This is a genomic window from Gordonibacter sp. RACS_AR49, assembly GCF_030418435.1.
Classification (GTDB): domain Bacteria; phylum Actinomycetota; class Coriobacteriia; order Coriobacteriales; family Eggerthellaceae; genus Gordonibacter; species Gordonibacter urolithinfaciens.
In genome coordinates, this window is record NZ_JAIUDM010000005.1 from 234993 (window position 1) to 257333 (window position 22341).

A 22341-nucleotide genomic window follows, 5' to 3' on the forward strand; every position below is an offset into this window, starting at 1 on the left:
CCTGCCGCCTCGAAGAGAAGCGGCACGGACCCCGCAAGCATCGGCACTCCCTAGCCCTCGGCCCCCTGCCTTGAATCGGGCGCAGCGTCTTCCGCCTGGCCGACGCCGTTTCCGCCCTTGTCCTTCCGCAGGGACCTCGGGAGCGGGATGGCGGCGCCCAGGGCGGCGGCCAGGAACATGACCACGACGCCCTTGACGGGGAAGCACAGGAACAGCAGCAGCACGGCCATGAGGGGCTGGCGCATGACGGCGCCCACGAGGGCGGCCGTGCAGGCGCAGAGGCAGAACACCGGGTCGGCGCCGGTGAGGGCGGCCATGCCGTAGCCTATCGACACGCCCGCGAAGATGACGGGGAAGAAATGCCCGCCGCGCCAACCGAAGCGGATGCACAGCGGCGTGACCATGACCTTCGCGAAGCCGGTGGCCAGAAGCGCGAGCGCGCCCATGGAGGCCCATACCTCGCCCAGCTGCTCGGCCTGCACCTCGCCGGCGAACATGGTGAACGGCAGCAGGATGCCGAGCACGGCCAGCACGAGCCCGGCGATGAGCGCCTTCGCCACGGGACGGTCGCCCACCTTTCCCGCCGCGCGCTCGAACAGGCCGTCGAACACGCAGAAGAGCCATCCCGCCGCCGCGCCCACGAACGCGAGCGGCAAAAGCCAGGCGAGCTCCGCCGTGCCGACGTGGATGTCGGTGAAGCGCGGCAGCGACATGCCGCCGCCGAACAGCGCTCCCAGCCCCATGAACGCGGCGAGCGCGCCCGCGATGGCGCAGAAGTACACGACGATCTTCGAGTTCTTCGGCAGCGTGATGGTGGCCGCCCCCTTGGGACCGTCCCCGTTCTCGCCGCCGTCCTTCCCGTCGCCGTAGAGCGGCGCCGCGAACCCGAACAGGGGGGCGGTGAAGATGGCCGAGAGCGCCGCCATGGTGCCCACGGACGTGAGCTGCTGGAAGTCGGCGCCGAAGCGTTTCATGCGGTCGCCCACCCAGGTGCAGATGCCCGCGACGGCGCCGGTGAGGCCCGCCTCGGGGCCGATGGAGCCGCCGAAGAACAACGGCAGCAGCGCGGCGATGGACATGACCCCCAGCTTGTCGTAGTCGTAGCGTCCGTCGCGCTTCACCTTCGCCATGACAGTGTCCAGGTCCTCGGGGTAGGGCCCGAAGCGCTTGGCGAAGAGGCCGACGACGAGGCCGCCTACGAGGCAGGCGGCCAAGGGGAAGTAGATGCCGAAGCGGGCCCCCACGCTGTCCCAGACAAACGAGATGCCCAGGTTCATGGCGAACAGGAGCGCCCAGACGAACGCGCCGGCCACGGATCCGGTCACCACGACCGAGAGGACGAACAACGTGCGGTTCGCGAGCTTGGCGAGCCTCATGCGCGCCCCCTACCGGCCGGCGATCAGGTCGCGGGCCGCCGGCAGGCCGCATGCGCCCTCGGCTTGGCGCACGGCGTTCACGATGGCGCCCTGCATGGCCTCGCAGGCCAGCACCGATACCGCGTCGGGCAGCGCCTTCACCTCGCCGGACGCGAACGCGAACACGGTATCGCCGTCGTTCAGGGTGTGCACGGGCTTGATGGCGCGGGCGTAGGCGTCGTGCACGGTCGAGGCGGTCTTGCTCGCCTGGGCCTTCGTGAGCCGCGCGTTCGTGAGCACGACGCCGATGGTGGTGTTGGCGCAGGGCCCGCCGGCGGCGGGAGCCGTCCCGTCGCCGCTCGCCGCCATCGCCCCGAACGCGGCGAGCGGGTCCATGACGCGTCCCTCGTCGTCGCGGCAGCCGGCGATCCACGTGCCGTCCCCGTCGCGCACGTTGCCGAGCGCGTTCACGGCCACGATGGCCACCACCGCCAGCTCGCCGAGGGCGAGCCCGCAGGTCCCCAGGCCCGACTTCATGGCGCGCTCGCCGCCCAGGAGCTTCCCCACCGTGGCGCCGCAGCCGGCGCCCACGTTTCCCTCGGCCAGCGGCTCTTCCGCCGTGCGCGCGAACGCCGCGGCGCAGGCCTCGGCGCCCATGGCGGCATCCGGGTGGGCGCTCTCCCCCACTAGCAGGTCGAACAGGCAGGCCCCCACCACGATGGGCACGCGCGCGCCCTCGACGGGAAAGCCGATGCCGCGCGCCGCGAGCTCGTCCATGACGCCGGTGGAGGCGGCCAGCCCGAAGGCGCTGCCGCCGGCGAGCACCACGGCGTGCACGGCCTCGATCATGTTCTCGGGGCGCAACAGGTCGGTCTCGCGGGTGGCAGGGCCGCCGCCGCGCACGTCCACGCCGCATACCGCCCCCTCGGGCGCCACGACCACCGTGCATCCGGTGGCGGCTTCGGGGTTTTGGGCGTGCCCGCAGAGGAAGGCGGGCAGGTCGGCGAGGGAGGCGGTTCGGAACATGGTTCTCTCCTTGCTCGGATCGGGCGGCAGGGGCAGGCTGTAGCCATTGTACACCGCCCGCCGCGCCCGGCGGACGGTCGGTCGGGCGTTGTTCGCATCCCGAAAGGCCGTTTGCGTAACGCGGCGAACGAATGTCCGGTCTTGCTAAATGCTGACCTCGCCGCTATGATGATCGAATCCAACCGGGCCGATGCGCTGCCTCCGCGAGAGGAGCGTTTCCCTATGACCGGATTCCTGAAGCAATCGTCCTGCAAGGGCCATCGGCCCAACCATCTGGCATCGCGCCGCCATTACCCGCGCCCCGACCTCATCGCTCGCCTGCTGCGCGAGCGCCATGTGGCACGCTTCCTGGTGGCGCCCGAGGGCTTCGGCAAGACGGGGCTCGCCATGGAGTACGCCGACGTGGTGTTCTCGTTCGACCACGTGTTCTGGATCAACGGGAAGAGCCCCTGCTTCCTACGCGACCTCGACCGGGGCATTATCTCGTCCTCGCTGACGGCGGCGGACGTCTCATCGTTCCTCGCGGTGGTGGAGGACGTGCCGCCCCTCGATGCGACCCGGGCCGCCGCGCTCTCCGGCGTGTTCGACGAGCTGTTGGGGCGCGGATGCGAGGTGCTGGCCACGTGCGCGCCCTCGTGCGACGCCTACGGGCCGTTGCAGCACGACCGCTTGAAGCTCTCCGCCGCCGACCTGCTGCTCTCCGACGCCGAGCTGGACGCCGCCCGCCCCGCCGACGATCGGGCTTCCCGCCCGGCAGCAGCCGTCCCGCCGGCCGAGCGCGTGCCCGGTTTGGTGTGGGGGCCTCTCGGCGGGGAGGGCTCCTTCCTGGAGGGCGCCTTGCGCGAGGAGCTGCCGGCCGACATGCTGCTGGCCATGGCCACCATGCTCGTGCTGGGGCGGGGCTCCCTGCCCGACGTCGAGGCGTTCGGCCCGTGCGGCGAGGACCTGGCGGCGCTTATGGCGACGGGCTACCCCTACCTGGGCATCGATCGGCGATGCGATCGTTTCGAGACGCCTTGCTTCCCCGTGGAGGCCGTGGCGGGGGCGGTCGGGAGCAGGTTGGACGTCCTGGCCGCGCGCTCGCACCTTGCCAACCGCGATGCGCTCGCCGGGCGCTGGGCCGACGTGCTGCTGTCCCGCGCCCAGGGAGAGCGTGCCTGCGGCCTTGTGGGGGCGCTGTGCTCGCGCGGTGCGCGGGCGGCGTGGCTCGCGGAACGATCGCGCGCGCTCGCGCGGCAGGCGTGCATGCTGCCGGCCCATCGGCTGTACGCTTCGCTCGGCCCGTCGGCCCCCTCCGGGAACTCCCTGCTCGAGCTGGGGGAGGTCCTGCGGCTCGTCGTGCTCGGAGACCGTGCTGCAGCCCTTGCCCCTGCGCGGCGCATCGCCTTCGACCTGGGGGCGCCCGCCGGCGTCCGCGCCCTTGCGGCGCTCGTGGTCGTGCGGGAGGGAAAGGGGCCCGTGCGCAAGCGGGCCCGCGAGGAGCTCGCGCGGCTCGCCGGCCCCGGCGATGCGCCCGACGTCGTGGCGGCGGCGGGCGGAGGCGGCGCGGCGCGACCCGACCCCGCTTTCTGGCGCCCGCTCGCGCAGGCGCAACTTGCCCTGCTCGACGACCCCGCCTGGCTCGTGCACGGTGCCGCCGCGGTCGACGGGGGCGGGGCTCTCGAGGCGGATGGGGACGCCCTCGCCATCGCGGCGGCCTGGGCGCTTGCGGAGGTGGCCGAGGGCCGCGAGGGCGCGGGCGCCGAGGGGGCCGAGCAGGGTGCCGCGGCCTTGGGCCGCATCGACCGGTACGTCCGCATGCGCCTCGCCGAACTGGAAGAGCCCGGGGGCGACCTCTTCGCCGCTGCGGCCGGCCTCGCTCTCGAACGCGTCCGCGAGAGGGGCCTTCTCCCCTCCTCCCCACCGCTGCGCGCCGCCGAGGCCCTCGCGCTGCACCGCGCCGAGATGGAGCTGTTCTCCCAGCGCCGCGCCTTCGAGCGCTCTGCCCGCGAGAGCGCCGAGCGCCGGGCGGAGCGTGCGGCCACGCATCCCGATGCGTACCTCGACGGGCGCTACCTGCCCGAGGAGGGCCGCGCGCCCACCTTGGTGCCCCTGCTCACCGTCAACCTGTTCGGCGGGTTGGACGTGCGCATCGGCGACACCCCGGTCGATCCGGGCCGCTTTCGCCGCCAGAAGGTGAAGACGCTGCTGGCGCTGCTCGTGCTGAACCGGGGCCGCGAGTTCCCGCGCGACCGCCTCGTGGGCATCATGTGGCCCGAGAGCGAGGTGGACTCGGCTCGCAAGAACTTCTACTCGGTATGGTCGCATCTGCGCCGCGCGCTCTCGGGACCGTCGGGCGCTTGCCCCTACCTCGTGCGCCAGCAGAACGGCTGCCGGTTGGACGAGCGCCTGATCGTCACGGATGTCGCGCGGTTCGACGCCGTATGCCGCATGCTGCTGTTCGGCCAGCCCGGAGCCGACGGATGGGCCCAGCTCTATGCGGAGATCGACGAGGCGTTCGCCGACGACCTCATGCCGAGCGAGCAGGACAACGAGTTCGTCATGCAGGCGCGCAAGGACCGCCGCATGCAGCTCGTGGACGCGCTGGTGGCAGCCGCCGAGCGCCTCGTCGCGGCGGACGACGCTCAGGAGGGGCTGTGGTTCGCCCGCGCCGCGCTGCGCCGCGACCGTACTCGCGAGGACGCGTACACGGCCCTCATGCGCGCCCAGATCGCGGCCGGGCAGCGCACGGCCGCCCTCGAGACGTACTTCGAGTGCCGCCGCTTCCTGACCACCGAGTTGGGTATCGACCCGTCGCTGGCCACCATGGAGCTCTACCGCAGCATCATCGAGACGGAGGAGCCGCTGGACTGATGCGCGCGCGGCACCGCCCTTGTACAACAGGATGGTTACAAGGATTGAAAGGTGCTTTCATGGTATAGAAATTATATCGTTAAGGGGTTATAATGGAATTCGAATACGACCCGCAGAAAAGCGCACGGAATCTCGCGAAGCACGGAATAGGCTTCGGCGAGGCGCAGAGGTTGTGGGATGACGAACGCTGCATCGAGCTGGCCTCACCGTTCAGCTCGGAAGACCGCTACTTGGTGATCGGAATGATCGGCGACAAACATTGAACCGCGATCGTGACGTACCGGTCGGCTGCGGTGCGCATCATCTCGGTCCGCCGCTCAAGGAAGAAGGAGGCTGCGTGCTATGACGAAGCGAATCGACGCTGAAGAGCTCGACCGTCTGTTCGACGAGGGGAAAGAGGACATCCTCCAGTATTTCGATACCGAGCATCCCCGGATAGCTGGAACCGAGACCCGGCGCGTGAACGTGGACTTCCCCGCCTGGGTGGTGGAGGCGCTCGACCGCGAGGCGCGGCGCATCGGCATCGGCCGCCAGGCCGTCATAAAGACATGGATCGCCGAGCGCCTCGACGAGGAAGCATCCCGCCGCAGCGCCTAAGAGGCTGCGGGGCCTTCCTTCCAGGAGGGGGAAGGCCCCGCAGCCTCGGCGAGGCGCGGTCCGGGGCTTAAGGTACCAGCCCCGCTACTCCCTGCCCAGGAGCTTGGCGATGCGGTCGGAGTATTCGAGCTCGGTGAGCCCCGCCTCCTCGGCCAGGTCGACGACCGGGGCGTCGTTCCACAGGGCCTCCAGGCGGTAGTACTCGCGGGTCTCCGGCTGGAACACGTGCACGACGATGTCGCCGTAGTCCAGAAGCGACCACGTGCCGTCCTGCGTGCCCTCGCGGTGCAGCGGCTTGCAGCCGCCCTGCACGCGCTCGGCCTCCTCGATCTCGTCGACGATGGCCTCCACCTGGCGGTTGTTCGCCGCCGTGGCGATGACGAAGTAGTCCGTCACGCCGATGAGGTCGCGCACCTCCTGCACCATGATGTCGGTGGCCTTCTTCTCGTCGGCCGCGCGCGCCGCGATGAGGGCGCGCTCCCGCGAGGTCTTCTCTTCCATCTTCTTCGGTTCGCTCACGCTGTTCCTTTCCTCCCTTTTCGTTCGTCCGCCGCGTCGTGCGAGCGGGCGAGGTAGTAGTTCCATATCTCGATGCTCTGCGGATGGATCCGCTTGCGCCGCTCCACCAGGCTCAGGAACACGTGCCTGAACGTTGCCAGGTACAACTCCTCGAGCGGCACCCGACCTACAAGCGCGCGGATATCGTCGAGCCCCGCGTAGTCGCGCCCCGGCTCGAGGGCATCGGCCACGTAGACCACCATGTCGAGGCCGGTCATCCCCACCGCGCCGGCCGTGTGCCGCGCGATGGCCTGCACCACATCGCGCGGAAGGCATGGGAATGCGCGGGCGAGCGCCGCCGCGGCCGTGGGGCCGTGCAGCAGCCAGGGCATCTCCTCGAACACGTAGGGATCCACCGCCAGGCCCAGCTCCTCCACGCGGACGCGGATGCCAGCATCGTCGTAAGCCTTGTCCCAGTCGTGCAAAAGCCCCGCCAGCCGCGCCTTGCGCTCGTCCACGCCGTAGGTGCGTGCCAGGCGCGCGGCCGTGCCCGCCACGCCGAGCGTGTGCTCGAACCGGCGGCGCCCCAAGCGCTCGCGCAGGTCGCGCTCGCGCGCCTCGAGGAACGCGTCCGACAGCGCATCGGCGCAGCAGGCTGCCTCGTCCTCCCCGCTCATCGGCACACCCCCTCCTCGGCCTCCAGGGCGTACAGGCCGTGCGCGGCGATGTAGTCCAATACGCGCTGCATCACGAGGTAGCGGATGGAGCGCCCGGCGCGCACCCGCGCGCGCAGATCGCTCGACGACACGGCCAGCGCCGTTACCTCGAGGTACGTCACGTCGAAGCGGCCGTGCTCCTCGATCTCGCGCTTCCGCTCGGCCGTGAGCGCGTAGCCCGGCCGCGTGACGGCGATGAGGCGCGCCAAGTCGGCGATGGCGGCGCTCTCCCGCCACTGCACGATGTGCGCCACGGCATCGGCCCCCGTGATGAAGAACAGCTCCACGTTTCCCGGGTAGTGGCCGCGCAGCTCGCGCAGCGTGTCCACCGTGTACGTGTCGCCGCCGCGCTCGATCTCCATCGCGCTCACGCAGAAAGCCGGGTTGCTCGCCACGGCGAGGCGGCACATGGCCAGGCGGTCGGCCGCCGGCGTGACGGCGCGGTCCTTCTTGAACACGGGGTTGCCGGCCGGCACGAACACGACGGCGTCCAGCCCGAAGGCCTCGCGCGCCTGCTCGGCCGTGGCCAAATGCCCGATATGGATGGGGTCGAACGTGCCGCCCATGATGCCGAGGCGGGCCGGGGCGCCGTCCTCCCCCAGGTCGTCGAACCGCTCGCAGACAACTGCCACTACGCGCGCACCTGCCCGTCGCCGCGCAGCACGTACTTGTACGACGTGAGCGCCTCGAGCGCAAACGGCCCGCGGGCGTGGAGCTTCTGCGTGGAGATGCCGATCTCGGCGCCCAGGCCGAACTGGCCGCCGTCGGTGAACGCCGTGGAGGCGTTCGCGTACACGGCGGCCGCATCGACGCGCGCGAGGAACGCCTCGATGGCCGCGGCGCCCGCCGGATCGGCCGGGTCGGCAACGATGGCCTCGGAATGCTTCGTGCCGTAGCGGTTCACATGGTCCACGGCCTCGTCCACGCCGGAAACGCACCTCACGGCCAGCTCGGGTGCCAGGTACTCGGTCGCCCAGTCGTCCTCGGTCGCCGGCACGGCCTCGATGCCGTGCGCCGCCGCCACGGCGCGGGCGCGCTCGTCGGCGTGCAGGACCACGCCCTGCTCGCGCAGGTCAACCAGCACCGCAGGAAGGAGCGCCCCGGCCGCCGCCTCGTCCACGAGCAGCGTCTCGGCCGCGTTGCACACCCCGTAGCGGCGGCACTTCGCGTTCACCACGATGGCGCGGGCCCGCTCGAGGTCGGCGCTCCCGTGCAGGTACACGTGGCAGTTGCCCGTGCCCGTTTCGATGACCGGCACCTTCGACGTCTCCACGCAGTGGCGGATGAGCCCCGCGCCGCCGCGCGGGATGAGCACGTCCACCGTCCCATGCAGCCCCATGAGCTCGTCGGCCGCCGCGCGGTCGGTGGAGGCAACGAGGCCGATGCACCCCTGCGGCATGCCGGCTCCCTCGGCGGCGTCGGCGAGCACGCGGGCCACCGCCTCGTTCGAGCGGGCCGCCATGCTCCCGCCGCGCAGCACCGCCGCATTGCCGGACTTCAGGCAGATGCCCGCCGCGTCGGCCGTCACGTTGGGGCGCGCCTCGTACACCACGGCCACCACGCCGAGCGGCACGCTCACGCGCTCGAGCCCGATGCCGCTCTCGAGCGTGCGCGCGTCCTGCACCCGGCCGAGCGGGTCGGGCAGCACGGCCAGGTCCTCGAGCGCGGCCGCCATGCCCTCGATGCGTCCCTCGTCGAGCATAAGGCGGTCCACCAGGCTCTCCTTCGTGCCCGCCGCGCGCGCGGCCGCCACATCCTCCGCGTTCGCCGCGACGATCTCCGCCGCATGCGCGCGCAAGGCCGCCGCCATGGCCGCCAGCGCCGCGTTGCGCTCCCCGGCGCTCGTCTGCGCCAGCGCCCCGCTCGCGGCCCTCGCCGACTCGGCGATGCGCCGCACCTCCTCGCGCATGGTTTCGTCGCCCATGCGATCTCCTTTCCCTTGCGCTCCCGCGCTTCACGCGCAGCGCGAAAAACACCTTGCCGGTCCGCCAACGTCAGCGAGGGACGTTCCGGTGCCCGAGATTCACGGGAAGGCGGAGGCGAAGCGTACTTCAGTACGCGAGCCTTCGCATTCGCGCGAAGATCGGGTGCCGGGACGTTCCGCAGCGTCGGCACGTTCCACCGGCCGTCAGGCTGGCGGAACCATCACTCGAACACGATCAGCTCGTCGCGGTGGACGAGCGGCTTGTCGGCCAGGCTTGCGAGCAGCCGGTTGCCCTGCAGCTCGGCGCGCGTGCGGCCGATGGCGAGCGCGGCCTCGTCGCACGAGAACGCCGCCTTGCCGCGGGCGAACAGGTGCCCCGAGGCGTCCTTGATGTCCACGACATCGCCCGCCTCGAAACGTCCTTCCACCGCGCTCACGCCCACCGACAGAAGCGAGCTCCCCCGGCCGACGAGCGCCGCCTTCGCGCCGTCGTCGACCACGAGCGCGCCGCGTGCCGCGTCGCCGAGGGCGATCCAGAGCTTCTTCGGCGTGATCTCGTGGGGCTTCTTCGCGGCGACGAAGCGGGTGCCCACGTCCTCGCCGCGCGCGGCGGCCACGATAGCACCTGCACGGCGCCCGTTGCACACGACCATGGGGATGCCCGCCACCATGAGCACGCGCGCGGCCTTGATCTTCGTTATCATGCCGCCCGAGCCCACGGTGGTGCCCGCCCCGCCCGCCACGGCCATGATCTCCGGGCCGATGGCCTCCACGCGACCGATCAGCTTCGCCTCGGGATCGAAGTGCGGGTTCGCGTCGAAAAGCCCTTCGATGTCCGAGAGGATGACCATGAGGTCGGCCTCCACCAGGCACGCGACGAGCGCCGCGAGCGTGTCGTTGTCGCCGAAGCGGATCTGCTCCACCGACACGGTGTCGTTCTCGTTCACAATGGGCACGACGCCCAAATCGAGCAGCCGGTCGAACGTGTCGCGCGCATGCAGGTACGCCTGGCGATCGGCCGTGTCGCGGCGCGTGAGCAGCACCGTGGAGGTCACGATGCCGTGGGCTGCGAACGCCTCGGCGTAGGCGGTCGAGAGCGCGCTCTGCCCCACCGACGCGGCCGCCTGCAGGCTCGGCATGTCATGCGGCCGCTTCTCTATGCCGAGGCGCTCGAGGCCGCAGGCGATGGCCGCCGACGTGACCACGACCGGATGCCATCCCGCCTCCTTGGCCTCGCCTATCTGCGCGGCCACCGCGGCCAGGTAGCCGTAGTCGATCTTGCTCTCCGACGTGGTGAGCGTCGACGAGCCTATCTTGATGACCAGGCGCTTTCCGCGCCCGCCCTCTTCAGCCCTCATCACAGGTCGAGCTCCTTGAACATATCCTCCGCCGTGCGCGCCGACTCGAAGCCGAACGCGCGCCCGACGATGCGAATCTCGTCGCCGTCCACCGCGCCGGCGCGCTCGAGCGCCGTCTCCACGCCGAGGCGCTTCAAGCGGTGCTGCAGGAAGGCGATGGCCTCCTCGTTCTCCCAGTCGGTCTGCACCACCATGCGCTCAACCTGCGGGCCTGTGACGCGGAACACGCCGCCGCCCAGGTTCAACACCTCGAAGCGCTTGTCGCGCATCTCGCGCTTGTGCTCCCACACGTGGTCGTACTGCACGTCGGCGCCCAGGTCGGCCCGCGCGGCCTCGCGCAGCTCGTGCACCTTCGTGGCGATGGCGGCCTTGAGGCCGTCGACCCCCTCGCCGGTGAGCGCGCTGATGCGGTAGAGCTTCGGGTCGACGGGGCTCGGGGCGAACTCGTCGCCGCCCGCGGCCGCGATGGAGTCCTCGCGCACGCGCGCCGCCAGCCTCTCGGCCGCCTCCTCGGTGCCGGGCACGTCTATCTTGTTCGCCACCACGATGCGCGGGCGCGCTGCCAGCTCGTCGGCGTAGAGCGCGAGCTCGCGGTTGATGATGTCGTAGTCTTCCAGCGGGTCGCGTCCCTCGTAGTCGCCCGTCAGGTCCACCACGTGCACGATGAGCGCCGTGCGCTCGATGTGGCGCAGGAACTCATGTCCCAGGCCGCGCCCCTCGTGCGCGCCCTCGATGAGGCCGGGGATGTCGGCCACGACGAAGCTGTAGTCGCCCGAGCGAGCCACGCCCAGGTTCGGCACGAGCGTGGTGAACGGGTAGTCGGCGATCTTCGGGCGCGCCGCGCTCATCTTCGCGATGAGCGACGACTTGCCCGCCGACGGCATGCCCACGAGGGCCGCGTCGGCCATGAGCTTCATCTCCAGCTCGATCCAGCCCTCCTGCGAAGGCTCGCCCAGCTCGGCGAACGCGGGCGCGCGCCGGGTCGGCGTCACGAAGTGGATGTTGCCGCGGCCGCCCATGCCGCCCTCGGCCACGGTGACGCGCTCGCCGTCGTGCGTGAGGTCGGCAATGAGCTCGCCCGTCTCCTTGGACTCCTCGAAGTACTCGCGCACCACCGTGCCCACGGGAACCTTGAGCACGAGGTCCTCGCCCGTGGCGCCATGCATGCGGCTGCCCTTGCCGTGCGTGCCGCGGTCGGCCTTGAAGTGGTGCTTGAAGCGGTACTCGATGAGCGAGGACAGGCTGGCGTCGGCCTCCACCACCACGTTGCCGCCGTGGCCGCCGTCGCCGCCGTCGGGCCCGCCCTTCGGCACGTGGGCCTCGCGTCGGAACGACATGCAGCCCGCGCCGCCGTCGCCGCCCTTCACGTGTATGCGCACTTTGTCTATGAACACCTGGGTACCTCTATCTCCGTTCCAGCTCCGCATCGAGGGGAACCGGGGGACGGATTCCCTGATCTCGCAACTCGGATTGTATATGAAAAATGCCCCCTGACGAGCAGGGGGCACGCGAAAACAGATAACGTTACGCAGTCGTGGAGCAGGTGGCTTTGCCCCTAAGCTTCGGGACGGACGTGCACCTTGTGCTTCGCGCCCTTCGTGAACTCGATCTTGCCGTCGCACAGGGCGAACAGCGTGTCGTCCTTGCCGCGGCCGACGTTCTCGCCCGGATGGATGTGCGTGCCGCGCTGGCGAACGATGACGTTGCCCGTGTGCACCTCCTGGCCGCCGAACAACTTCACGCCGAGACGCTGCGCGTGGGAATCGCGGCCGTTACGGCTGGAACCGAGACCCTTCTTGTGTGCCATGGTATTCCCTCCCTTGCTTTATTCGGCGTCGACGGACGCGGGCTCTTCGGCCTTCTCGGCCTTCTTCGGAGCGGCCTTCTTGGCAGCCTTCTTCTCGGCCTTGGCCGAGCCGACGGACTCGATCTCGACGCGCGTCAGCTGCTGGCGATGACCGCGCAGCTTCTTGTAGTTCTTGCGCTTCTTGAACTTGAACACGAGCTGCTTCTCGCCCTTGAACTGCTCGAGCACGATGGCCGTGACCTTCGTGGCAGCGGCCTTGGCGGGATCGGCCTCGACCTTCTCGCCGTCGACGATGCAGATGGCCTCGAGTTCGACCTTCGCGCCGACCTCGGCATCGAGCTTCTCGATGTTCAGCTTGTCTCCGGGGGCAACCTTATACTGCTTGCCGCCCGTCTTTACGATTGCGTACATGAGTGTCTCCTTGTATGAAATAAAACGCAAGGCGATAGCTTACCAGCGGGATCGTAGCAAGTCAAGGTGATCTTATGCACAATCTCCGCGTATCATCGCACTCTTTCCGATGCTGTGCCTCCACAAAGCACAACGTTCATATGATAGCAGAAAATCATAGCCACACGCGGTGGCGTGGCATGTTTTTTCAGAATCTCACAGGTCCGACAAAGTCAGCGAGAAGCGCCGGTGTGACAGGGGGTCGGAACCTCAGTGCGACTCCGCCCAGCTTGCCCCCCAGGACACGTCGGCCACGAGAGGGACGCGGAGCTCCGCGACGCCCTCCATCACTTCCCTCACCATCGCGGACAGCGCCTCGATCTCGCCTTCGGGCACGCTGAAGTCCAGCTCGTCGTGCACCTGCAAGAGCAGCCGGGCCTTGAAGCCCTCGGCCATGAGGCGGCGCTGCACCTCGGCCATGGCCAGCTTGATGATGTCGGCGGCGCTGCCCTGCATGGGGTGGTTCATGGCCGTGCGCTCGCCGAAGCCGCGCGTGGCGGCGTTCGACGCCTTGAGCTCGGGGATATGGCGCTTGCGGCCGAACATCGTCTCCGCATAGCCCTTCGCCTTCGCCTCCTCGATCGTGGCGTCCAGGTAGGAGCGCACGCCGGGATACGCCGCGAAGTAGCGCTCGATCATCTCCTTCGCCTCGCCGAACGGGATGCTCAGGCTCTGCGACAGGCCGAACGCCTGCTGGCCGTACACGATGCCGAAGTTCACGGCCTTCGCGCGGCTGCGCAGCTCCGGCGTCACCTCCTCCACCGGCACGTCGAACACGCGCGCAGCCGTGGCGGCGTGGAAGTCCGCGCCCGAGCAGAATGCGGCCACGAGATGCTCGTCGCCCGAGAGGTGCGCGAGCAGGCGCAGCTCGATCTGCGAGTAGTCGGCCGACAGGAACCGCTCGCCGGGCGCGAGCGGCACGAAGCTCTCACGTATCTGGCGGCCGAACTCGGTGCGCACGGGGATGTTCTGCAGGTTAGGGTCGGACGAGGACAGACGGCCCGTGGTGGTGACCGTCTCGTTGAAGCAGGTGTGCACGCGCCCGTCGCCGGCGCGCATGCGGGGCAGCGCGTCGATGTAGGTGGACTTGATCTTCGCAAGCTCCCGGTAGCGCAGCACGAGGGCGGGCAGCTCGTGCACGGCGCACAGCTCCTTGAGCACCGCGGCGTCGGTGGAGTAGCCGCGCTGGTTCTTCTTGAGGGGCGTGAGCCCCAGCACCTCGAACAGGATGCGCGAGAGCTGCTTGGGGCTGTCGAGGTTGAACGTCTCCCCCGCCATGTCGAAGATGCGCGCCGAGAGCTCGTCGAGCTCGGCCTGCGTGCTGGCGCCGAGCTCCGCCAGGCGTTCGCAGTCGACCACCGCGCCCGTGCGCTCCATGATGGCGAGCACGCCCACGAGCGGCAGGTCGATGTCGAAATAGGCGCGGGTGCTGCCATCGCGCTCGAGCGCCTCGGTGAGCGGGCCCACGAGCGCGCGCGCCGCGGCGGCCTGCGCGCAAGCCAGGTCGGCCTCGGCCTTCGTCTCGGGCAGCACGCCGCCGCAGTAGGCGTCGAGCAGCGCATCGTAGGAGTACTCCGTCACCGACGAGTTCAGCACGTAGCCGGCCAGCCCCAGGTCGAACGCGCGCATGCCCATGAGGTCGTCGTCGGATGCGAGCGCAGGCTCGGACGTGTCGGGCGGGTAGACGCGGTGCACGGCGTGCTTCACGTCGAGCGCCGCGAACGAACCCGCGGCCACGATGCGCGCGAACGCTGCCGGGCCTCCCTCGTCCTCGTAGAGCGCCGTGCCCTGCGTGGTGGAAACGGCGCACGTCAGGTCCACGTTGAAGAGCGACGCCTGCTCGGGCTCCACGAACGCCACGCCCACCGTCTCGCCGCGCGCGATGGCCGCGTCCACGAGCGCGTCGGCCTCGGGCCCGGTGGCGACGGGCTCCCAGGCAAGCGGGGCCGCCTTCTTCTCCAGCTCGCGCCCCACCAGCTTGAGCACGCGGCTCAGGTGGGCGTTGAACTGCACCTTCTTGAACGCCTCCGTCACGCGCTCCGGGTCGAACGACGGGAAGCAGCACTCCTCGAGATCGAGAGGGAAGTCCAGGTCGCACACGATGGTGGCCACCTCGCGGGAGAGGAACGCCATATCCTTGTTGTCGACCATCCTCTCCTTCTGCTTGCCCTTGAGGTCGTCCACGTGCTCGTAGATGCCCTCCAGGTTCCCGTAGGCCTGCAAGAGCTTCGCTGCCGTCTTGTCGCCGATGCCGGGCACGCCGGGGATGTTGTCGGACGAGTCGCCCTTGAGGCCCAGGAAGTCGATGAACTGGTCGGGGCGCACGCCGTAGCGCTCCTCCACCTCGGCGGGCCCGTAGATAGCCACGTCGGTGATGCCCTTCTTCGTGGTGACGATGCGCGTCTTGTCGCTGGCCAGCTGGTAGGCGTCCTTGTCGCCCGTCACGAGCAGCGTCTCGAAGCCCAGCTCCTCGTCGCGCGCGGCCACCGTGCCCAGGATGTCGTCGCCCTCCCAGCCCTTGATGCGCACGACGGGCACGTCCATGGCCTCGAGCAGCTCCTCGATGATGGGGAACTGCACCTTCAGGTCGTCGTCCATGGGCGGGCGCTGCGCCTTGTACTGCTCGAGCGCCTTCATGCGGAAGGCGGGGCGGCCCGCGTCGAACGCGCAGATGATGGCGTCGGGGCTGGCCATGTCGATGAACTTGAGCAGCATGGCAAGAAAGCCGAACACGGCGTTCGTGGGCGTGCCGTCGGGAGCGTTCATCGTCTGCGGCACGGCATGGTAGGCGCGGTGCATGAGCGAGTTGCCGTCGATGACGGCGATCTTCTTCGGCATGGGGCGAGGTCCTCCGTCGGCTTGGATGTTAGGTTGACAAGTATAACAGAGGGGCGTTGTCCGCTTCGGGGTCGGGCCGTGCCCAGTCGCTCGGGCAGTCCTGCTCGCACGAACAGCCCACCGGGCTGTTCGGCTCGTGCGGAACTCGCTTGGTGGGCACGGCCCGACCCCGAAGCTACTTTGATCTCCTCGAAAGATTCACACGAGAAGCGAGGGCCTGGCTTCTGGCAGAAATCAACCAGGGAGGGGCAACTCGCTCGGTACCTTGGTGAGAGGTTCAACCTGCGAGGGTCGGGTAGCTGCGAGGGTGCTTTGCCCTACGATACCGCCGCTGCTTCAACCAGCGGCCCCTACGCGCTCCATAGATAGCCCACGCCGCGGACGGTTTCCAGATGTTGGGCGAGGTCGGGGCCGAGCTTGGCGCGGACGCGGCGGACGTGGACGTCCACGGTGCGGCTGCCGCCGTAGTAGTCGAAGCCCCACACGCGGCGCAGCAGGGCGTCGCGGGAGTACGTGCGACCGGGGTGGGTCACGAGGAAGGCGAGCAGGGCGTATTCCAGGTACGTGAGGTCCAGGGGCTCGCCGGCCACGTTCACCTGGTAGGTGGCCAGGTTGATGGTCAGGGAGTCCACGGCGACGAAGTCCGACGCGGAGCTCTCGTTGCCGGGCCACAGCAGCTGGCGGATGCGCGCCGCGCACTCGTCCGGGGACGCGCCGTGCACCACGAAGTCGCTCTTCACCTGCACGGGCAGGCGGAACTCGCCCAGCTGGTCCTCGCCCACGATCACGAGGAGCGCCGCGGAGCCGTCCTCCAGGAGCAGCGACTCGGCCTGGGCTACCCTCCCCAGCGCCTCGCCGCGCGCCTCGTAGACTACCAGGTCGTAGCCGGGATGCTGCACCAGCAGGTTCTTCAGCTGCGCCGACGATCCGGCGGCCACCTCCACGTCGAGGCCCGAGAGCACCTGCTGAAACTTGTGGGCGTTGTCCAGGCTGTCCGCTACGAATATGACTGATTTCCTCATATCAAGGCCTCCGACCGTCCGTCATGGCCACGGCTACAGCACCGCCAGGTAGCGGTCGCGCTCCCACGCGCTCACGTTGCCCTGGTACTCGTTCCACTCGGCGCGCTTGGCGGCCACGAGGTAGGAGTGGATGTGGTCGCCCAGCGTCTCGCGCATGAGCGCGGACCCAGCGAACAGCTCCACGGCCTCGCCCAAGCTCTCGGGAAGCGTCTGGATGCCCTGGCGGCGCAGATCCTGGCGCGAGAGCGCGAACAGGTCCTGGTCCTCGGTGGGGGGCTGCAGCTCCAGCCCCTCCTCGATGCCCGCGAGCCCCGCCGCCAGCATGGCGGCGAAGGCCAGGTAGGGGTTCGCGGCGGGGTCGGGGCTGCGCAGCTCGATGCGGCAGGCGTCCTCGCGGTCGGGCCGGTAGCCGGGTATGCGCACGAGCGTGGAGCGGTTGCGGCTCGCCCACGACAGGTACGTGGGGGCCTCGCCCCCGCAGACGAGGCGCTTGTAAGAGTTCACGAATTGGTTCGTGACCAGGCAGAACTCGGGCGCGTACTTCAAGATGCCCGCGATATAGCGCTTCGCCACGTCCGACAGGCGGTAGCCCTGGGGGTCGCACGCGTCGAAGAACGCGTTGTTGCCGTCGAGGTCGAACAGGCTCTGGTGCACGTGCATGCCGCTGCCCGGCTCGCCCGCTATGGGCTTGGGCATGAACGAGGCGTACACGCCGTGCTTAAGCGCTATCTCCTTCACCACCAGCTTGTACGTCATCACCGCGTCGGCCATGGACAGCGCATCGGCGAAGCGCAGGTCTATCTCGTGCTGCGAGGGCCCGTTCTCGTGGTGGCTGTACTCCACGGGGATGCCCATCTTCTCCAGTGTGAGCACCGTGTCGCGGCGCAGGTCGGAGGCGTAGTCGAGGCTCGTGAGGTCGAAGTAGCCGCCGCGGTCGAGCACCTCGGTGCCCTCGGGCCCCTTGAAGTAGTAGAACTCCAGCTCCGGGCCCACGTTGAACACATAGCCCATCTCCCGGGCCTTCCCCACCGTACGCGCGAGCACGTGGCGCGGGTCGCCCTCGAACGGCAGGCCGTCGGGCGTGCGCACGTCGCAGAACATGCGGGCGACCGCGTTGGACTCGGGGCGCCAGGGCAGCACCTGGAACGTGGAGGCGTCGGGGTACGCGAGCATGTCGGACTCCTGCGTGCGGCAGAATCCCTCGATGCAGCTGCCGTCGAAGCCCATGCCGTCGGCGAGCGCGTCCTCGAGCTCGCCCGGCACGACGGCGAACGACTTCATGGCGCCCAGCACGTCGGTGAACCAGAAGCGCACGAAGTGAACGTCGCGGCTCTTGATGGTCTTAAGGACGAAGTCCTGGTCGGGGTTCGCGGTCATGGGCGCATCCTTTCTCTCAAGCTACCATTATAACCCGCGATGTTTCGGTCTCGTTACGCAACGCCCCGGCCATGCGGCGAGGTGGCGGGAAGGCCCTTCGCCCCCTTGCCTGCCTTTCGCGAACCGGTCGGTAACGCGCGCGTGACGGATGGGAGGCGCGCCCCATTCGCCACGCCGGAAGGTTATACTTTAGAATCCGCCTGCGGCCGAGCGCCCTGGACGGACGAGGCACGCGAAACGAGAGGCAAGGCAACCATGATGGCAGAATACGCGGAAGCGTTGAAAAGAAACGGCATCGACTACGACGGGGCGATGGAGCGCTTCGGCGGCAACGCGGAGCTTTACGAGCGCCTTGCCCTGAAGTTCCTCGACGACACGCACTTCGCCGCGCTCGAGCAGGCATTGGCTGGCGGCGACGTGGACACGGCGGTCCGCGAGGCCCATACGCTCAAGGGCGTTGCAGGAAATCTTTCGTTCGCCGCGTTGTACGAGGCGGCGAGCAAGGTGAACGCAGCCTTGCGCGAGGGCGACCTCGCAGGGGCGACGGCGCTCATGGATCCCGTCCGCAGCGCGCACGCGGCCGTCGTCTCCGCTTTGAGCTCGCTGCGCGACGCGCGCTGACCTGCGATTCCACGAAAGGTGGCACCGATGAAGTTCTCCAACATCCTCGTACCGTTCGACAAGTCCGCGCACGCCGTCCACGCGCTCGAGATCGCCAAGGGCCTCGCCGAGGAGGACCCGGCCATCCAGCTGCACGTCGTCGGCATCATCTTCCTCTCGGAGATGCCGCCTTCCCTCGGCCTGGAGGCGAACCCCTACCAGAGCGTCCCGCCGCTCACGGTCGACCCCGACCTGTACAAGCAGCTCGTCGAGGCGGCGCTCGCCCGCGAGAAGGAGGACATGGGCGCGGCGATCGGCACCCTGCTCGACGGGCTGCCGAACCCCGTGCAGGTGCTTGCCGTGAACGCCCCGTCCGTCGTGGACGGCATCAACGACTACGCCCACGACCACGGCTGCGACCTCATCGTCATGGGCTCCCGCGGCCTGGGCGTGCTGCGCGGCATGCTGGGCAGCGTGAGCTACGGCGTCCTGCGCTCGGCGGACGTGCCGGTGCTGATAGCGAAGGAAGCGGAGAAGGAGTAGCGCGGGCTGCCCGGGCCTTCTGTTCTTGTGGAGCAGCCGGCTGCCTTGCGGGTTCTCGGCCGGCCTTTCGCCCTCCCTTGGTATAATGGCCCGGTTATGGATACCTTGACCCAGCAGAAGAAACCGGCGGAGAGCGCCGCGCGCGCACCCAAGCGCATCGCCGTCGTGACGATGGGCGTGAAGCTGGGCGACGAGATGCGCGGCTACACGCGCTTCCGCTTCCTCTCGGAGCTGCTCGCGCGCGAGGGCTTCGCCGTCGACCTCGTCACGTCCACGTTCCAGCATTGGGAGAAGGCGCAGCGCGATTGCTCGAAGCCCTGCTACCAGGGCCTTCCCTACCGCATCGTGTTCATCGAGGAGCCGGGCTACACGAAGAACCTCGACCTCGGGCGCATCCGCAGCCACCGCGTTGCCGCCAAGAACCTGCGCGAGCACTTCGCAAAGAACGCCGGCGCCTACGATCTTGTGTACGCGGAGATCCCGCCCAACGACGTCGCGCGCGTCTGCGCCGAGGCGGCCGAGGCGCAGGGCATCCCCTTCGTGGCCGACATCAACGACCTGTGGCCCGAGGCCATGCGCATGGTGGTGGACATCCCCGTGGTGAGCGATGTGGCGTTCTACCCGTTCGCGCGCGACGCGAAGCGCGTCTACCAGCTGCTCTCCGGCGCCGTGGGCACCTCCGACGAGTACGCTGCCCGCCCCGGGAAGGACCGGCAGCGCCCCTACCCCCACGTGACCGTCTACGTGGGCAACGACCTGGCCGCTTTCGACGCAGGCGCGAGCCGCTTCGCCGACGCGATAGAGAAGCCCGCCGACGAGATCTGGGTCACGTACGCGGGGACGCTCGGCGCGAGCTACGACGTGGCCACGCTCGTGAGGGCCGCCGCACTGCTCGAGCAGGAACGGCTCGTGCGCACGGGCGCGCCGGCCGGCCCGGCAGGGCAGGCGATCCCGCCCGTGCGCGTGAAGGTGCTCGGCGACGGGCCCGACCGCGAGAAGCTCCAGGCGCTGGCCGCCGAGCTGGACGCCCCCGCCGACTTCCTCGGCTACCAGGACTACGAGCACATGGCAGCCTACCTGTGCGCGTCCGATATCGTGGTGAACTCGCTGGTGAAGTCCGCCGCGCAGAGCATCGTCACGAAGATCGGCGACTACCTGGCCAGCGGCAAGCCCATGGTCAACACGGGCTCGAGCCCCGAGTTCCGCTCGAAGGTCTCCGCCGACGGCTTCGGCATGAACGTAGAGGCGGAGGATCCGCGCGCGCTCGCCGACGAGATAGCGAAGCTCGCCGGGCACGCGTCGCTGCGCAAGATCATGGGGGCGAAAGGACGCGCCGTGGCCGAGCGCGAGTTCGACCAGCCGCGCTCGTACCGCGCGATCGTGGATTTGCTGCGCACACTGCTGTGATTTTGGTTGAGCGCCTCGCCAAAACGGTGGCGGCGCGCGAGAATATGAGTTTCGGCGCGCCGCAGGCAAGGGCGCGCTTGCCGTGCCATGAAGCAAGGAGCGATATCTTGACCGAGCAGAGACGCGTTTCGTTCTCCCCGCCTGACATCACGCAGGCCGAGATCGACGAGGTTGTAGACACGCTGACAAGCGGCTGGATAACCACCGGACCCAAGACGAAGGAGTTCGAGCGCGAGCTGGCGGCCTTCACGGGCGCCGATCGCGTGGCCTCGTTCTCCTCGGCCACGGCCGCCCTCGAGTGCGCGCTGCGTGCCCTGGGCGTAGGGCCGGGCGACGAGGTCATCACGAGCGCCTACACCTACACGGCCTCGTGCTCGGTCATCTGCCACGTGGGTGCGACGCCGGTTTTGTGCGACGTGGCCCCGGACTCCTACGAGATGGACTACGACACGCTGGCGTCGCTCGTGACCGAGCGCACGCGAGCGGTCATCCCCGTGGACATTGCCGGCTGCATGGTCGACTACGGCCGGCTCTTCGCCGCCCTCGAGAGCGTGGGCAGCCGCTGGACGCCCGCCACCGACCTGCAGCGGGCGATCGGGCGCGTGGCGGTGCTGGCCGACGGGGCGCACTCGCTCGGCGCCGTGCAGGACGGGCGCCCCTCGGGCTCCGTCGCCGACTTCACCGCGTTCTCGTTCCATGCCGTGAAGAACCTCACCACCGCCGAGGGCGGCGCGCTGGCATGGCGCGCGGGCGCCTTCGACTCCGACGAGCTCTACAACCAGTTCATGCTCATGTCGCTTCACGGCCAGACGAAGGACGCGCTGTCGAAGACGCGCGCCGGCGCCTGGGAGTACGACGTCGCCTATCCCGGCTGGAAATGCAACATGACCGACATCCAAGCGGCCTTGGGGCTGGCGCAAATGCGCCGCTACCCCACCCTGCTCGCGCGCCGGCGCGAGCTCGTGGGGCGCTACGAGAACGGTTTGGCCGACCTGGGCGTCGACATGCTGCAGCATTACGGCGAGGACTTCGCCTCGAGCGGGCACCTGATGCTCGTGCGCCTACCTGGCAAAAGCGCGGAGTTCCGCAACGCGCTCATCGAGCGGCTTGCCGACGCCGGCGTATCGGCGAACGTTCACTACAAGCCGCTGCCCATGCTCACCGCCTACCGCGATCTCGGCTTCGACATCGACGACTTCCCGAACGCCCGCGCACAGTTCGAGAACGAGGTCACGCTGCCCCTTCACACGCTGCTCTCGGATGACGACGTGGACTACGTCGTGGGGGCCTTCCACCGCGCCTGGGACGCGCTTGAGGCGGAGGGTGTCCGCTGATGTACGCGAAGTTCGGAAAGCGCGTGTGCGACCTGGTGATCGGCGTGGTGGCGCTGCCGTTCGTGCTGCTGATCATAGCGGTGCTGGCACCGTTCATCCACTTCGAGGACAAGGGCCCGGTCTTCTACAACGCCCCACGCGTGGGGCTTGGCGGCCGCGACTTCAAGATGTACAAGCTGCGCTCCATGCGCGTGAACGCCCCCGACCTGGTCATGGAGGACGGCTCCACCTACAACGGCGCCGACGACCCCCGCATGACCCGCGTGGGCGCCTTCATGCGCAAGACGAGCCTGGATGAGATGCCCCAGTTCCTGAACGTGCTGAAGGGCGACATGAGCGTGGTGGGCCCCCGCCCCGACCTGCGCCGCGAGACCGAGCTCTACGAGGGCGACGAAGGGCTGAAGCTCACCGTAAAGCCCGGCATCACCGGCTACGCCGCCGTCTACGGCCGCAACTCGCTCCCCTGGCACGACCGGCTGAAGATGGACGTGGAATACGTGCGCACCATGAGCTTCCCGCTCGACGTGAAGATTTTCTTCAAGACATTCTCCACGGTGTTCAAGCAGGAGGGCGTGTTCGTGGAGGATGGAGAATGATAGGCTTCTCGCCTTCCGCCATAAACTAGCAGCGGAGCGA

The 22341-nt window shown here is 69.2% G+C and carries 21 protein-coding genes; 8 read left to right on the top strand and 13 right to left on the bottom strand.

The window, feature by feature from the left end:
* Window positions 1-50 precede the first annotated feature (50 nt).
* Together LB310_RS10200 and LB310_RS10205 are read right to left on the bottom strand one after the other, a co-directional pair.
* Window positions 51-1376, bottom strand: a complete 1326-nt coding sequence (locus LB310_RS10200; RefSeq protein ID WP_278805065.1) for a chloride channel protein — start codon at window positions 1374-1376, stop codon at window positions 51-53.
* A gap of 9 nt (window positions 1377-1385) precedes the next feature.
* Entirely contained in the window at window positions 1386-2381 is a 996-nt protein-coding gene (locus tag LB310_RS10205; protein ID WP_301155034.1) for a P1 family peptidase, read from the bottom strand.
* Window positions 2382-2603: 222 nt separating this feature from the next.
* Between LB310_RS10205 and LB310_RS10210 the strand changes: the two genes are divergently transcribed.
* From LB310_RS10210 to LB310_RS10220, 3 genes are all read left to right on the top strand, one after another.
* Window positions 2604-5234 carry a BTAD domain-containing putative transcriptional regulator gene (locus LB310_RS10210; RefSeq protein ID WP_278805067.1) on the top strand — a complete coding sequence of 877 codons (2631 nt, stop codon included), beginning with the start codon at window positions 2604-2606 and terminating at the stop codon, window positions 5232-5234.
* Window positions 5235-5326: 92 nt separating this feature from the next.
* A complete protein-coding gene (locus LB310_RS10215) occupies window positions 5327-5497 on the top strand; it encodes a BrnT family toxin (RefSeq protein WP_301155035.1) in 171 nt (56 codons plus the stop codon).
* Window positions 5498-5576: 79 nt separating this feature from the next.
* Window positions 5577-5831 (top strand): CopG family transcriptional regulator, encoded by a 255-nt coding sequence (locus LB310_RS10220; protein WP_087190808.1) that lies wholly within the window; start codon window positions 5577-5579, stop codon window positions 5829-5831.
* 84 nt (window positions 5832-5915) lie between these two features.
* On the opposite strand, the gene rsfS is transcribed toward LB310_RS10220, so the two are convergent.
* From rsfS to LB310_RS10275, 11 genes are all read right to left on the bottom strand, one after another.
* Window positions 5916-6332 (bottom strand): ribosome silencing factor, encoded by a 417-nt coding sequence (gene rsfS, locus LB310_RS10225; RefSeq protein ID WP_087190872.1) that lies wholly within the window; start codon window positions 6330-6332, stop codon window positions 5916-5918.
* 14 nt (window positions 6333-6346) lie between these two features.
* Window positions 6347-7006 (bottom strand): bis(5'-nucleosyl)-tetraphosphatase (symmetrical) YqeK, encoded by a 660-nt coding sequence (gene yqeK / locus LB310_RS10230; protein WP_096226842.1) that lies wholly within the window; start codon window positions 7004-7006, stop codon window positions 6347-6349.
* Window positions 7003-7677, bottom strand: coding sequence for a nicotinate-nucleotide adenylyltransferase (gene nadD, locus LB310_RS10235; RefSeq protein ID WP_301155036.1), 675 nt, complete (start codon window positions 7675-7677; stop codon window positions 7003-7005). Before nadD ends, yqeK begins: the two co-directional genes overlap by 4 nt.
* A complete protein-coding gene (locus tag LB310_RS10240; RefSeq protein ID WP_301155037.1) occupies window positions 7677-8969 on the bottom strand; it encodes a glutamate-5-semialdehyde dehydrogenase in 1293 nt (430 codons plus the stop codon). The genes nadD and LB310_RS10240 overlap by 1 nt, the downstream gene beginning before the upstream one ends.
* 221 nt (window positions 8970-9190) lie before the next feature.
* Window positions 9191-10327 (bottom strand): glutamate 5-kinase, encoded by a 1137-nt coding sequence (gene proB / locus LB310_RS10245; protein WP_301155038.1) that lies wholly within the window; start codon window positions 10325-10327, stop codon window positions 9191-9193.
* Window positions 10327-11721: a GTPase ObgE gene (gene obgE, locus LB310_RS10250; RefSeq protein ID WP_087190803.1), complete on the bottom strand. Its 1395-nt coding sequence runs from the start codon at window positions 11719-11721 to the stop codon at window positions 10327-10329. The genes proB and obgE overlap by 1 nt, the downstream gene beginning before the upstream one ends.
* Before the next feature lie 161 nt (window positions 11722-11882).
* Window positions 11883-12134 (bottom strand): 50S ribosomal protein L27, encoded by a 252-nt coding sequence (gene rpmA, locus LB310_RS10255; protein WP_015538608.1) that lies wholly within the window; start codon window positions 12132-12134, stop codon window positions 11883-11885.
* Between the two features lie 18 nt (window positions 12135-12152).
* On the bottom strand, window positions 12153-12545 hold the full coding sequence (rplU, locus tag LB310_RS10260) for a 50S ribosomal protein L21 (protein WP_087190802.1): 393 nt from the start codon (window positions 12543-12545) through the stop codon (window positions 12153-12155).
* Window positions 12546-12794: 249 nt separating this feature from the next.
* Window positions 12795-15422, bottom strand: coding sequence for a DNA polymerase I (polA, locus tag LB310_RS10265; RefSeq protein WP_301155039.1), 2628 nt, complete (start codon window positions 15420-15422; stop codon window positions 12795-12797).
* A 350-nt stretch (window positions 15423-15772) separates the two neighbouring features.
* Window positions 15773-16444 (bottom strand): winged helix family transcriptional regulator, encoded by a 672-nt coding sequence (locus LB310_RS10270; protein ID WP_154248803.1) that lies wholly within the window; start codon window positions 16442-16444, stop codon window positions 15773-15775.
* 33 nt (window positions 16445-16477) lie between these two features.
* Complete coding sequence (locus tag LB310_RS10275; RefSeq protein WP_301155040.1) at window positions 16478-17821, bottom strand: glutamine synthetase family protein; 1344 nt, start codon at window positions 17819-17821, stop codon at window positions 16478-16480.
* Window positions 17822-18076: 255 nt separating this feature from the next.
* On the opposite strand from LB310_RS10275, the gene LB310_RS10280 reads away from it, so the two are divergent.
* The 5 genes from LB310_RS10280 to LB310_RS10300 all read left to right on the top strand — a co-directional run bounded on the left by LB310_RS10280 (window position 18077) and on the right by LB310_RS10300 (window position 22301).
* A complete protein-coding gene (locus LB310_RS10280; RefSeq protein ID WP_114568587.1) occupies window positions 18077-18442 on the top strand; it encodes an Hpt domain-containing protein in 366 nt (121 codons plus the stop codon).
* Between the two features lie 27 nt (window positions 18443-18469).
* Window positions 18470-18964 carry a universal stress protein gene (locus LB310_RS10285; RefSeq protein ID WP_015538604.1) on the top strand — a complete coding sequence of 165 codons (495 nt, stop codon included), beginning with the start codon at window positions 18470-18472 and terminating at the stop codon, window positions 18962-18964.
* 96 nt (window positions 18965-19060) lie between these two features.
* Window positions 19061-20371, top strand: a complete 1311-nt coding sequence (locus tag LB310_RS10290) for a glycosyltransferase family 4 protein (protein ID WP_301155041.1) — start codon at window positions 19061-19063, stop codon at window positions 20369-20371.
* 107 nt (window positions 20372-20478) lie between these two features.
* Window positions 20479-21705, top strand: a complete 1227-nt coding sequence (locus LB310_RS10295; RefSeq protein ID WP_301155042.1) for a DegT/DnrJ/EryC1/StrS aminotransferase family protein — start codon at window positions 20479-20481, stop codon at window positions 21703-21705.
* Window positions 21705-22301, top strand: coding sequence for a sugar transferase (locus tag LB310_RS10300; protein ID WP_096226851.1), 597 nt, complete (start codon window positions 21705-21707; stop codon window positions 22299-22301). The genes LB310_RS10295 and LB310_RS10300 overlap by 1 nt, the downstream gene beginning before the upstream one ends.
* Window positions 22302-22341: the final 40 nt, after the last annotated feature.